12 protein-coding genes are annotated in these 13,259 nt (G+C 61.4%); 11 read left to right on the plus strand and 1 reads right to left on the minus strand.

Annotated features, from left to right (window positions below; all coding sequences use genetic code 11):
• Nucleotides 1–10 precede the first annotated feature (10 nt).
• On the minus strand, nt 11–877 hold the full coding sequence (locus BM059_RS14155) for an HDOD domain-containing protein (RefSeq protein WP_074939412.1): 867 nt from the start codon (nt 875–877) through the stop codon (nt 11–13).
• A gap of 138 nt (nt 878–1,015) precedes the next feature.
• Between BM059_RS14155 and BM059_RS14160 the strand changes: the two genes are divergently transcribed.
• The 11 genes from BM059_RS14160 to BM059_RS14210 all read left to right on the plus strand — a co-directional run bounded on the left by BM059_RS14160 (nt 1,016) and on the right by BM059_RS14210 (nt 13,251).
• Nucleotides 1,016–2,215, plus strand: a complete 1,200-nt coding sequence (locus BM059_RS14160) for a class I SAM-dependent rRNA methyltransferase (protein WP_074939414.1) — start codon at nt 1,016–1,018, stop codon at nt 2,213–2,215.
• A 399-nt stretch (nt 2,216–2,614) separates the two neighbouring features.
• Nucleotides 2,615–3,733 carry an ABC transporter ATP-binding protein gene (locus BM059_RS14165; RefSeq protein WP_074939416.1) on the plus strand — a complete coding sequence of 373 codons (1,119 nt, stop codon included), beginning with the start codon at nt 2,615–2,617 and terminating at the stop codon, nt 3,731–3,733.
• 35 nt (nt 3,734–3,768) lie between these two features.
• Nucleotides 3,769–4,842: an ABC transporter substrate-binding protein gene (locus BM059_RS14170; RefSeq protein ID WP_037001279.1), complete on the plus strand. Its 1,074-nt coding sequence runs from the start codon at nt 3,769–3,771 to the stop codon at nt 4,840–4,842.
• Between the two features lie 175 nt (nt 4,843–5,017).
• A complete protein-coding gene (locus tag BM059_RS14175; RefSeq protein ID WP_074939418.1) occupies nt 5,018–6,253 on the plus strand; it encodes an ABC transporter permease in 1,236 nt (411 codons plus the stop codon).
• A 7-nt stretch (nt 6,254–6,260) separates the two neighbouring features.
• Nucleotides 6,261–7,115: an ABC transporter permease gene (locus BM059_RS14180; protein WP_074939420.1), complete on the plus strand. Its 855-nt coding sequence runs from the start codon at nt 6,261–6,263 to the stop codon at nt 7,113–7,115.
• Between the two features lie 535 nt (nt 7,116–7,650).
• The gene (locus BM059_RS14185; RefSeq protein ID WP_074939422.1) at nt 7,651–8,382 is read left to right on the plus strand and encodes a sensor histidine kinase; all 732 of its coding nucleotides are present in this window, start codon (nt 7,651–7,653) and stop codon (nt 8,380–8,382) included.
• A 10-nt stretch (nt 8,383–8,392) separates the two neighbouring features.
• Entirely contained in the window at nt 8,393–9,031 is a 639-nt protein-coding gene (locus tag BM059_RS14190; protein ID WP_074939424.1) for a response regulator, read from the plus strand.
• Nucleotides 9,032–9,219: 188 nt separating this feature from the next.
• On the plus strand, nt 9,220–10,365 hold the full coding sequence (locus BM059_RS25745; RefSeq protein ID WP_074939426.1) for a methyl-accepting chemotaxis protein: 1,146 nt from the start codon (nt 9,220–9,222) through the stop codon (nt 10,363–10,365).
• Nucleotides 10,366–10,373: 8 nt separating this feature from the next.
• Nucleotides 10,374–10,742 carry a response regulator gene (locus BM059_RS14200; protein ID WP_074939428.1) on the plus strand — a complete coding sequence of 123 codons (369 nt, stop codon included), beginning with the start codon at nt 10,374–10,376 and terminating at the stop codon, nt 10,740–10,742.
• Nucleotides 10,743–10,752: 10 nt separating this feature from the next.
• Nucleotides 10,753–11,073, plus strand: coding sequence for an STAS domain-containing protein (locus BM059_RS14205; RefSeq protein WP_074939430.1), 321 nt, complete (start codon nt 10,753–10,755; stop codon nt 11,071–11,073).
• Nucleotides 11,074–11,079: 6 nt separating this feature from the next.
• Nucleotides 11,080–13,251 carry a chemotaxis protein CheA gene (locus tag BM059_RS14210; protein ID WP_074939432.1) on the plus strand — a complete coding sequence of 724 codons (2,172 nt, stop codon included), beginning with the start codon at nt 11,080–11,082 and terminating at the stop codon, nt 13,249–13,251.
• The last annotated feature ends 8 nt before the right edge of the window (nt 13,252–13,259 follow it).

Below are 13,259 nucleotides of genomic sequence, written 5' to 3' on the forward strand. Positions count from 1 at the left end.
GAACGCAGGGTCAGAGCACGGCCAGGTCGCGGATGCTCTCACGCAGGTTTTCGAAGTCGTACCCCGAAAGCCCCACATATTCCAGGATCGGCTGCGAAATGTACTGCCACTCCATGTCGACGGCCTGCCCACCCAGCACACGGTGGGTCTCGCAGATATGCTCGGCCATCTTCAGGATGCCCAGCAGCGTCTTGAGCTGCGCATCGCGCCCGGAGTCGTCGCTGAAGATCGACAGCGCATTATGGTGGTTGGCGATGACCTCGCAGAGGTGCTCTGGCAGACGCCAGGAACGCGCGGTGAAATACCCCACCACCGCGTGATTGGTGGTCAACAGGCGGTTCTCGGTATCGACCACGCGGCGCTCGTCGCTGGCACTGGCGTAGGCCTCCTCCAGCACCTGCATGTAGCTGGGGAAGCGCTTGATCATCAGCGGGATGCCACAGTCGTGGAACAAGCCCAGGCTGTAGGCTTCGTCAGGCGAGTGATAACCAAGGCGCTTGGCCAGCGTCAGGCAGGTCATCGCCACATCCTGAGCACTGTCCCAGAAACGGTTGAGTACCAGGATGGCCTCGTCGGTCAGCTCACCTTTGATCGACTGCGCGTTGATCAGGTTGATCACCGTATTGCAGCCCAGCAGGTTGACCGCCTGCTGGATCGACGCGATGCGATTGGCCAGGCCGAAATGCGGAGAATTGACGATTTTCAGCAGCGAGCCGGACAGCCCTGGGTCTTGGCTGATCAGCTTGGCGATGCTGCGCAAATCGGGGCTGGGCATGACCTGCTCCATCTGCAGGTCGACCATGATCTGCGGTTGCGGCGGTACGCTGATCCCCTGCAGGACTTGTTGGATCTGTTCGGCGGTGAGTTCGTAGGTCATGGGAAGGGAATCATGCAGGATGAGAAGTAGGACACAGTCTAGCCAAAGCGCAGACCTGCTTGCAGCCGACTTTTGTAAACGCCGGCCCTTCGCGCAAACCGCTATAATCCCGCTCTTTTCCCCGCGGAGCCCGAACTCATGTCTTCCCTGCCCAGTCTGCGCCTGAAAGCCAACGCCGACCGACGCCTGCGCGCCGGCCATCTGTGGGTGTACAGCAACGAGATCGATGTCGCCGCCACCCCGCTGCATGGCTTGAAAGCGGGTGACCAGGCCGTCCTCGAAGCGGCTGGCGGCAAGCCACTGGGCATCGTCGCCATGAGTCCGAACAACCTGATCTGCGCCCGCCTGCTGTCGCGCGACGTCAAGCATGTGCTGGACAAGTCACTGCTGGTGCACCGCCTCAACGTCGCCCTGAGCCTGCGCGAGCGCCTGTTCGACAAACCCTGCTACCGCCTGGTGTATGGCGACTCCGATCTGCTGCCGGGACTGGTGGTCGACCGTTTCTTCGACATTCTGGTGGTCCAGCTGGCTTCCGCCACCATGGAGGCGCACAAGGATGACGTGCTGGCTGCCCTGATCCAGGTGTGCAAGCCCAGCGGCATTCTGTTCAAGAACGACTCCGCCGCTCGTGATGCCGAAGGCCTCGAACGCTATGTCGACACCGCCTTCGGCGTGGTGCCGGAGTGGGTAGCGCTGGAAGAGAACGGCGTGAAATTCGAAGCACCGGTGATCGAAGGGCAGAAGACCGGCTGGTTCTACGATCACCGCATGAACCGTGCGCGCCTGGCACCCTATGTCAAAGGCAAGCGCGTGCTCGACCTGTTCAGCTACATCGGTGGCTGGGGCGTACAGGCCGCGGCCTTCGGCGCCAGCGAAGTATTCTGCGTGGACGCCTCTGCCTTCGCTCTCGATGGCGTGGAGCGCAATGCCACGCTCAACGGTTTCGCCGAGAAGGTCACCTGCGTGGAAGGCGACGTGTTCGCTGCTCTGCGCGAGCTTAAATCCGCCGAAGAACGCTTCGACGTGGTGATCGCCGATCCACCCGCCTTCATCAAGCGCAAGAAGGACATCAAGAACGGCGAGGCGGCCTACCGGCGCCTAAACGAAACCGCCATGCGCCTGCTGAACAAGGACGGCATCCTGGTCAGCGCCAGCTGCTCCATGCACCTGGAAGAGGACAACCTGCAGAACATCCTGCTGACCAGCGCCCGTCACCTGGACCGCAACATCCAACTGCTCGAACGCGGCGCCCAGGGCCCGGATCACCCGGTACATCCGGCGATCAACGAGACCCGCTACATCAAGAGCCTGACCGTGCGCCTGCTGCCCAACAACTAAGACCAGACTCTTGTAGGGTGCGCCGTGCGCACCGGGGGGCGATCACTCGCCGCGACATCGAGGATGCCCCCGGTAATCGGTGCACACGGCGCCCCCCACAAAGTGCACGCGCCGAAACAGGGATGTTCTCCAGACCGCGCACCTGCCGAGTGCGTTTCGGCAGGTGCCCCTTTCCCTTCCCGCTGTTACCTCCTCCCACACCCGCCTCGCATCTCGCCCAGCATGGGCTAGGCTTCAACCTGCATAGCAGAGCGCTATCAGCCAGCCACTCGTCATGTGGCTTGCTTATTGCTTTTAGCTATCGACATAACGATCGCCTCCCACGAAGGGGGTGAATCGACTCAGAAGTTGGAGCCTTGGCCACGAGCTGACTCCACATTGCGGATAGCGGGGAGGACTATGACTGCGCAGGCTGGGAACGAGGCGTTCCTGCGATTCACCAACGTCAAGAAGACCTACGATCACAAGACCCTGGTGGTCAAGGACTTCAACCTCAACGTGGCCAAGGGCGAGTTCATCACCCTGCTCGGCCCCTCCGGTTCCGGCAAGACCACCTGCCTGATGATGCTCGCCGGTTTCGAGGACGTGACCAGCGGCGAGATACTGATCAACGGCCGCAACGTCACCAGCATCGCCCCCTACGCACGCAACATCGGCATGGTCTTCCAGCAGTACGCGCTGTTCCCGCACATGACCATCCGCGAGAACCTGGCCTACCCGCTGAAGATTCGCAAACTGCCCAAGGACGAGATTCGCGCCAAGGTCGAGGACTACCTCGCCCTGGTCGAACTGCAGGCCTTCGGCGGGCGCTACCCGGGCCAGCTGTCCGGCGGTCAGCGCCAGCGCGTGGCGCTGGCCCGCGCGCTGATCTTCGCCCCGGATATCGTGCTGATGGACGAACCCCTCGGTGCGCTGGACAAGAAACTGCGCGAGCAGATGCAGTTCGAGATCAAGCGCCTGCACGAGCAGCTCGGCTTCACCGTGATCTACGTGACCCATGATCAGACCGAAGCGCTGACCATGAGCGACCGCATCGCCGTGTTCAATAACGGCGTGGTGCAGCAATGCGCCGCGCCACACGTGCTCTACGAGCGACCAGCCAACCTGTTCGTCGCCGACTTCATCGGCGAGAGCAACAAGCTCGAAGGGGTGATCGAGGCGGTCGACGCAGACCGCGTGCACGTCCGCCTCGACGATGGCGGCTTGGTCAGCACGCTGAAGGCCAACTGCACCGAGGTCGGCCAGGCCACCACGGTGTCGGTGCGCCCAGAGAAGCTCAACTTCACCACTCGCCTCGGCGACAGCGGCAATCAGGTCAAGGCCCGTTTCGTCACCCGCCACTACGTCGGCGAATACATCCGCTACCACTTCGAGACCGCCAGCGGCAGTGAGCTGGTGGTGAAGAATCTGAACGACAGTTCAGCCCCGCAACTCAGCGCTCAGGAAGAGATCGCCCTCACCTGGCTGCCGGAAGACAGCCAGGCTCTGGACCGATCGGAAGTGCCGACGACGCTCTGACCACCACAACTAGTAGAAGCAAATGGAGCACAGCAATGGCTAGATCACTGACTACCAGCGTTTCCACCTTCGCCCTGGTGACGGCATTGGGACTCACAGCGGGCAACGCCACGGCCCAGGACAGCCTCACCGTGGTGTCCTGGGGCGGTTCCTACGGCGCCGCACAGAAGAAACACGTCATCGATCCCTATCAGAAAGACAGCGGGGTCAAGGTCCTGTTCGAGGATTACTCGGGCGGCGTCGCCGAGATCAAGGCCCAGGTCGAGTCGGGCAACATCCAGTGGGATGTGGTCGACTTCGAAGTGATCGACCTCGAGCGCGCCTGCTCCGAAGGCCTGCTGGAAACCCTCGACCACAGCGTATTGCCAGCCGGCATCGACGGCACCCCAGCGGCCGAAGACTTCATCCCCGAAGCCCTGGCCAGCGAGTGCGCCGTGGGCAACATCGTCTGGTCCGTGGTGTTCGCCTTCAACGACAACACCATCGGCGGCACCAAGGCCACCAGCATCGGTGACTTCTTCGACACCGCCAAGATTCCGGGCAAGCGCGCCATGCGCAAGCGTCCGCAGGTGAACATGGAGTGGGCGCTGATGGCCGACGGCGTGGCGCCCGAAGAAGTATACGAAGTGCTGGCGACCCCGGAAGGTCAGCAACGCGCCTTCGACAAGCTGGACAGCATCAAGAAGGACATCGTCTGGTTCGACTCCTGGTCGCAGGCGCCGCAACTGCTCAACGACGGCGGCGCGGTGCTGGTGCAATCGGCCAACGGCCGCTTCTACGACGCCATCGTGCAGGAGAAGAAACCCTTCGAAATCGTCTGGGACGGTCACGTCTACGACCTCGACGCCTGGGCCATCGTCAAAGGTTCGAAGAAGAAAGATCTGGCCATGGAGTTCATCAAGTACGCCACCGGCTCCAAGCCGCTGGCCGGCATGCCGGACGTGGCCTACGGCCCGACCCGCAAGTCGTCCATGCCGCTGGCTGACCAGAACGCAACCCCGCACCTACCGACCGCTCACCTGGACAAAGGCATCCAGGCCGGCTCCGAGTTCTGGGCCGACTACGGCGAGTCGCTGGGCGAGAAGTTCAACGAGTGGCTGTTGAAGTAAAGGCCATCAGCTCCCCTCTCCCACTTGTGGGAGAGGGGTTGAGGGAGAGGGTATCGGCCTTACCAGATTCCCTTGATTGCGCTCTGCGGGTTACGCCGCGCCCAGCAATCGCATCACCTATCTGGCCAGGCGTCATGCGCGGCTAACCCGCCCTACACAGGATCGGAGAAACAGTTTGTCATCCCTGACCGCCAGCGAAGCAGGCCAAGCTGCCAGCGCCCGACGCAAGAAGCGCCTGACGGCCTTCCTGTTCGTGGTGCCGCTACTGCTGTTCATCCTCGTCACCTTCGTCGCGCCGATCGGCAGCATGCTGTGGCGCAGCGTGTATCACCCGACGGTGGCCGAGCTGATTCCCCTGACCCTGGCCGAACTCGAACGCTGGGACGATCACAAGCAACTGCCGGACGAAAAGACCCTGCAGGTATTCGCTCAAGAGCTGCATGGGCTCAACGAGCAACGCCTGTCCGGCAAGCTGTCCGAGGAGTTCAACCGCGCTTATACCGGCATGTCCAGCGTGGTCAAATCCACCGCCCGCCGTGTTGGCCGGCTGGATGCGCAAGAGCTGCAGAGCCAAGGCATAAAGACCCTGCTCGACGCCCACCGTAACTGGAGCAAACCCGAGCTGTGGTACGCCATCGAGCGCGCCGGCAAGGTCTACACCTACGACTACTACCTGACCGCCCTGGACCTGGAGCTGCACCCCGACGAGGGCATCCAGGTGCGCCAGGACACGCAGATCTACCTGCAGCTGTATACCAAGACCCTGAACATGGCGCTGGTCATCACCCTGCTCTGCGCCCTGCTCGGCTATCCGCTGGCCTACTACCTCGCCGGCCTGCCGTCGAACCGCGCCAACCTGCTGCTGGTACTGGTACTGCTGCCGTTCTGGACTTCCCTGCTGGTGCGTACCACCTCCTGGATCGCATTGCTGCAGACCAATGGTGTGATCAACTCCTTCCTCATGGGCATCGGCCTGATCAGCCAACCTTTCGAGATGCTCTACACCTCGTTCGCCACCGTGGTGGCGATGACCCACATCCTGCTGCCATTCATGATCCTGCCGCTGTACAGCGTGATGCGCGGCATCGACCCCAGCTACATGCGCGCCGCTCTCAGCCTCGGCGACAAACCGATCCCGGCCTTCGCCCGCATCTACTTCCCGATGACCCTGCCCGGCCTCAGCGCCGGCGCCTTGCTGGTGTTCATCATTTCGGTGGGCTACTACATCACCCCGGCGCTGGTCGGCGGCACCGATGGGCAGATGATCAGCAACATCATCGCCTTCCACATGCAGCGCTCGAACAACTGGGAGCTGGCCGCCGCGCTCGGCTCGCTGCTGCTCGGGCTGATCCTGTTGCTGTACTGGGTGTACGACCGTTTCGTCGGCGCCAGCAATATCAAGTTGGGATGAGACGGCTATGAAAATCCCCGCCTACTACGGTTTCTGGCACCACCTCGGCCACTGGCTGCTCAAGGCCAGCTCCTGGCTGGTGCTACTGTTCCTGATTTTGCCGATCCTGGTGATCGTGCCGCTGTCGTTCAATGCCGAGCCGTTCTTCAGCTTTACCGAAGGCATGCTGAAGCTGGACCCCGAGGCTTATTCACTGCGCTGGTACCGGGAGATTCTCAACGATCCGAAGTGGATACTGGCGATCAAGAACAGTTTCTTCATCGGCATTCTCTCCACCATCCTGGCCACGATCCTGGGCACCTGCGCCGCGGTGGGCCTGGCCCGCGACGAGATGCCGTTTCGCCGCTTCATCACCGCCCTGCTGCTGTCGCCGATGATCGTGCCGCTGATCATCACCGCCGCCGGCATGTTCTTCTTCTACTCCAACCTGGGCCTGGCCGGTGGCTATCTCGGGGTGATCCTGGCGCACGCCGCGCTGGGCACGCCGTTCGTCATCATCACCGTCACCGCGACGCTGACTGGCTTCGACTACAGCCTGGCACGCGCCGCGCTGAACCTCGGTGCCACGCCGATTCGCGTGTTCTTCGACGTGATCATGCCGCTGATTCGCCCCGGCGTGATTTCCGGCGCGCTGTTCGCCTTCATCACCTCGTTCGATGAAGTGGTGGTCATCCTGTTCATGGCCGGGCCACAGCAGCGCACCATTCCACGGCAGATGTTCTCGGGCCTGCGCGAGCAGATCAACCCGAGCATCCTGGCCATCGCCACGCTGCTGATTCTGGTGTCCATCGCCCTGCTGGTGACCATCGAACTGTTGCGCCGCCGCGCCGAACGGATGCGCGGGATCGAGATAGTGCATTGAGGATCGCGAACCAAGCACAGGAGTTCCAGGAAAAAGCCTGACGCATACCCATTGGCGACACAGGATCGTCGACCACGCCAATATTCCAGCGTCAGGCTGATTTCTTGCTGTCCTCACGAGCTACACGGGCGATATGCTAGGTCATCAGACAAGCAGAGCCTTTACCATGATCACTCCTTCTCACGAAGGCATCAGCCATCTGGTGGCCGATGCACTTGCCCCCCCTTCCCCCCACCACAGACCGGTCGCCACTCTATTTGCGAAGACGGATAAACACAGGTGCAGATAAAACGCTGAGCTGCCACCGACTGTCTCTGAGCGGTACCGGCCTCTCCTCTAAGTGACTGGAAACAGGGGAATGCACATCTCAACTCACCCGCCCCAGGCGAGTGAAGTCCTCACCTTCCGTTACTTCTTCTTTCGATATTGGGCGTCCTTCCTTACCTGTGGCCTATTCGCTGGCCAGAAGAATTCCCAACCCGTGCCAGCCCAGCGGTGGATTGCCCGCCCCGCGCCAAGAAGAGATAGAGCCAAGGTGAATAGAACAACGACGCTCTCGCGCTACGACCTCCTTCCTCGCCAACAACAAACCCCTGATAACGAAGCTCTCTGTCCCAGCTGCCAATCGCAACAGACCAAGCTCTGCGCCATCGCCCGCAGCCAGGAACGCAAACGCATCGCACGCGAACTGCACGACGAGCTAGGCCAGCAATTGACCGCACTGCAACAAGGCTTGGGCGTGCTGCGCATCCACCTGGGCCAGGATCGCTCCGACCTGCTGGGCCATATCGAACGCCTGAGCAACATTTCCCACAGTGCCATCGAAGTCATCCGTGAAATCAGCAACAGCGCGCCCATCAAGAAACTGCAGCACAACCTGAGCAGCACCCTCGAAGGTCTGATCGATGAATTCCGCCTGCTTTCCGAGGTCGACTGTCGCTGCAACCTGCCCAAGCAGAACTTCGACCTGGAACCGGGGCGCGCGGCCCACCTCTATCGCATCGTCCAGGAGTCGCTGACCAACATCCTGCGCCACGCCAATGCCAGCAGGGCCGAAGTGAACCTGGAACGGCGCGAGAATGACTACGTACTGGAGATATTCGATGACGGGCAGGGCTTCATCCTCAGCGACATCCTGCCCGACTCCACCGGACTGTCCGGCATGCGCGAGCGCGGCAAGCAATTGGGTGGCCCCGTGATCATCTTCAGCCACCCAGGCCAGGGCACCATCGTCCAGGCAATATTCCCAGTGAAAATCAATCGATGAAGGAAAGCCTATGATCAATCTGATGATCGTCGACGATCACACGATCATGCGAGAAGGCCTGAAACGCCTATTCGAACTGGACAAGGACATCCACATAGCCGACGAGGCGGCCAACGGCCCGCAGGCACTGGAGCGCCTGAGAGCGAAACATGTCGATCTCCTCCTGCTGGATATCAGCATGCCCGGTCTCAGTGGTGAGGCGCTGATATCACGCGTCGTCCATCAGCATCCGCAACTGCCCATTCTGGTTCTCAGCATGCACAACGACCCCCATGTCGCCATGCGCGTGCTGCGCGCGGGGGCCACCGGCTACATGACCAAAACCCAATCACCCGAGACCCTGATCGCCGCCGTGAAGAAGGTCAGCACCGGCGCGCGCTACATCGATCCGGAATTGCTCGAACAGATCGCCCTCAACAGCCTCAAGCAGAACCCTGTGTCCGGCCTCGACAGTCTGACCAACCGGGAGTTCCAGATCATGCGACTACTGGCAGATGGCCTCAGCGTGAATCAGATCGCTGAACAGCTGATGATCAGCAACAAGACCGTCAGCACGCATAAGATAAATCTGATGGAGAAGATGGGCTTTTCCAGTAACGCCGACCTGATCAAGTTCGCCAGCAGACTCAGTACATCCGAGTCATGCTGAGGATTTCCCTAGCTCGAATCGGGAGAAATCCACGCGCAAATCCAGCGCATTCCGATGCCCCCACCCAAGTGCCTAATGCATCCTCCAGAAGTCGATGGAACGATGACAGGCACCCTGCAGGAAATTCCCCCTTCTAGCCTGGCAACTGTTCCGCGATCACCTGACCCCAGCAGTCGCGGAGCCAAGAAGTGCGCGAGCAGAACCTCCCCCTGGTCATCCCATCGCTAACGCTGCTGGCCGGCTCCTTAGCCGTCGTTCTGGTAGGCATTGGCTGGCTGAATACCCTTGCCGCGCTGATCGGTCTGCTGCTGGTTGGCAGCGCGCTGCTGCTCCAGCAGAAGCGGCTCAAGCCATCACCGCCGTCCGTCGAAGTCCAGAACTCTGGCGAACAGCCTCTACCACGAGACGTGGAAGAGCTCTGCGAACAGACACTGCCGCTCTGGTCGCAACAGATTCACTCCGCCCGCAACCACACCGAAGAAGCCATCAGCGCATTGAGCGAGCGCTTCGCCAACCTTTCCGTGCGTATTCAGCAGAGTCTGGGCAACGGCCCCGAGCGCGAGGCCGGCAACCGCCTGGTCGCGCTGCTGTCCACCAGCCAGCACGAGCTGGACATGATCATCATGGCATTGCGCGAAGCACTGGCCAGCAAGGAGTCCCTGCTCAAGGAAGTGACGGAACTATCGAACTTCACCGATCAGCTGCAGGACATGGCGCAGGACGTCGCCGATATCGCCAAGCAGACCAATCTGCTGGCGCTCAACGCCGCTATCGAGGCCGCCCGTGCAGGCGAAAGCGGTCGAGGCTTCGCCGTGGTCGCCGACGAGGTGCGCAAGCTGTCCACCATGTCCGGCAGCACCGGCCAGCGCATCGGCGAGACCGTGACCATCGTCAACAGCGCCATCCACAAGACCCTGGATATCTCCCGCGAATACGCCAAGACCGACGCCATTACCCTGAACAACGCCAGCGACGTCATCAAGGGCGTGATTACCCGCTTCCACCACAGCGCCAGCGGCATCGTCAGCCACAACGAAGCGATGCGCAGCCAGAGCGAAATCGTCGCCCAGGACATCGCCGAAGTGCTGGTAGCGCTGCAGTTCCAGGACCGCATCAGCCAGATGCTCGGGCATGTGAGCGGCGACATCGACAAGTTGTTCGACCACATCCACACCAGCAATGAACAACGCCGCCTCGGCCATGAGCCGGCACCTCTGGACGTAGCTCGCTGGCTGCATGAACTGGCCCAGACCTACACCATGCCCGAGCAGCATGACATCCACCGGGGTGCAGCACCCGGTAAGCGCAACGATTCCGAAATCACTTTCTTCTGAGGTTCCCCATGGGCAAGACCGTACTCATCGTCGACGATTCCGCCTCCATCCGGCAGGTCGTCAGCATCACGCTCAAAGGCGCTGGCTACGACGTGATCGAAGGCTGCGACGGCAGGGACGCGCTGGGTAAGCTGGACGGGCGCAAGGTGCACCTGATCATCAGCGACGTGAACATGCCCAACATGGACGGCATCACCTTCGTCAAAAACGTCAAGCAACTGCCCGCCTACAAGTTCACTCCGGTGATCATGCTCACCACCGAAGCCGGCGAAGCGAAGAAGGAAGAAGGTCGCGCAGCCGGTGCCAAGGCCTGGGTGGTCAAGCCTTTCCAGCCAGCGCAGATGCTCACTGCCGTTTCCAAGCTGATCCTGCCTTGAGGCCAACGCCATGACAGAAGCGTCGGGCGAGAACCTGTATCGCATCCTCCCGTTGGAAGGCGGGCTGACCATCTACAGCGTCAGCGAACACATGGGATTGCTGCTGCGTGCCCTGGCGCCTGGCGCAGAGGTCGAACTGGATCTCTCGGCCCTCGACGAACTCGACTGTGCAGGTCTCCAACTGCTGGTGCTGACCAAGCAGGAAGCCAACCGCCAGGGCTGCCAGCTACGCCTTAGCCACCACAGCCCGGCAGTCATCGAGGCGTTCGAACTCAGCGGGCTCGCCTCCTTCTTCGGCGACCCCATTCTGATCAAACCCAGCGACGAGTGACGCAGTATGGATATGGACGAAATACTCAAGATCTTCATCGCTGAAAGCCGAGAACTGCTCGAACTGATGGAAGAAGCACTGCTCCTGCTGGAGAGTGCACCCGAAGACGCCGACACCATCAATGCGATCTTTCGTGCCGCCCACACGATCAAGGGCTCTGCCGGACTGTTCGGTCTCGATCTCATCGTCGACTTCACCCATATCGCCGAAAGCGTCCTCGACCGCATCCGCAACGGTGAACTGCACTTCGATGAAACCCTTACCGCGCTGTTCCTGCAGGTTGGTGATCACCTCGGCAAACTCATCACCCACTTAGACGAAGGCCATGATCTCGAACAACTGGACGCCGAGAGCCTGGAGCAGAACACTCTGCTCGGGGAGCGCCTGAGCGCCTACATGGCGCCCCCCCAAAATCCCGGCGGACTGCCTACCCATCATGAGCGTATCGAGCGCAGCACCCAGGACGGTCTCAGCGCCGACCACTGGCACCTGTCGCTGCGCTTCGGCCCCGATACCCTGCGCAATGGCATGGATCCGCTGTCCTTGCTGCGCTACCTCAATACCTTTGGCCGCATCGTCAATATCGTTCCGTTGCTCGACCGTGTGCCGCCAGCGGCTGAGATGGATCCCGAAACCTGCTACCTCAGCTTCGAGGTCGCCTTCGCCAGTGACGCCGATAAAGCCACCATCGAAGGCGCCTTCGAGTTCGTCCGTGAAGACAGCCTGATCCGCATCCTGCCTCCGCACAGCAAGTCCAACGAATACCTCGAGCTGATTCGTGCCCTTCCCGAAGAAGATATGCGCCTGGGCGAAATCCTCATGCGTTGCGGCACCCTCACGGCCGCAGAACTTCAGGATGTACTGCACGCCCAGGTTCAAGGACAGCAAGAAGCCGAAACCCGACCCATCGGCCAAGTGTTGATGGAAGAAAGCCTGGTGCAACCACCGGTGATCGCAGCGGCACTGCAGAAGCAGCAGCAGGTCAAGGAAAGTCGCAACAACGAGAACAACCTGATCCGCGTTGACGCCGGCAAGCTCGATCAACTGATCAACCTGGTCGGCGAACTGATCATCGCTGGCGCCGGTGCACGCATGACTGCCCAGCAATGTGGTCATGCCGAAATGCTGGAGTCCACCGAACAACTCTCGCGACTCGTGGAAGAAGTGCGCGATTCGGCATTGACCCTGCGCATGGTGCAAATCGGCGCCACCTTCAACCGCTTCCAGCGCGTGGTACGCGACGTTTCACGCGAGATCGGCAAGGACATCACGCTGTCCATCAGCGGTGGCGAAACCGAGCTGGACAAAACCGTAGTCGAGCGCATCACCGACCCACTTACTCACCTGGTACGCAACGCCATGGATCATGGCATCGAACCCTTGGCAGTCCGCCAGGCACGAGGCAAACCAGCACAAGGCAACGTGCGCCTGAACGCTTACCACGACGCGGGCAGCATCGTCCTGGAAGTCGCCGACGATGGCGGCGGCCTCGATCCGCAGCGCATCCTGGCCAAGGCTCGCGAGCGCGGGCTGATCGGCGAGGGGCAGACGCTGACCGAGAAGGAAACCTTCAACCTAATTTTCGAGCCGGGCTTCTCCACGGCCGAGCAAGTGAGCAACCTCTCTGGCCGTGGTGTCGGCATGGATGTGGTCAAGCGCAACATCACCGCCCTGCGCGGCAACATCGAACTGCACAGCACACTCGGCGAGGGCACCTGCGTCCGTATCCGCCTGCCGCTGACCCTGGCCATCATCGATGGTTTCCTGGTCGGCGTCGGCCCGTCCGGCTACGTGATCCCGTTGGATCTGGTCGAGGAATGCATCGAGCTCGACGCCAACACCCACCATGACCGCGGGCATATCTCGCTACGCGGCGAAGTGCTGCCGTTCATCCGCCTGCGCGAGTTGTTCGATGAAGCCAACCAGCCGCCCCGACGCGAGAACGTCGTCGTGGTCAGCTACGCAGGGCAACGCGCTGGCCTGGTCGTCGACCACCTGATGGGCGAGTTCCAGACCGTGATCAAACCGCTGGGCAAGCTGTTCGGCACCTGTCGCGGTGTCGGCGGTTTCACCATCCTGGGCAGCGGCGCCGTGGCGCTGATTCTCGACATCCCCAGCCTGCTCACCGACCTGTCCAGTGCCACGACCCACTCGGCCCCTCTCACCGTCGAAGCCTGAATTCAGCC

This window comes from Ectopseudomonas composti, from assembly GCF_900115475.1.
Classification (GTDB): domain Bacteria; phylum Pseudomonadota; class Gammaproteobacteria; order Pseudomonadales; family Pseudomonadaceae; genus Aquipseudomonas; species Aquipseudomonas composti.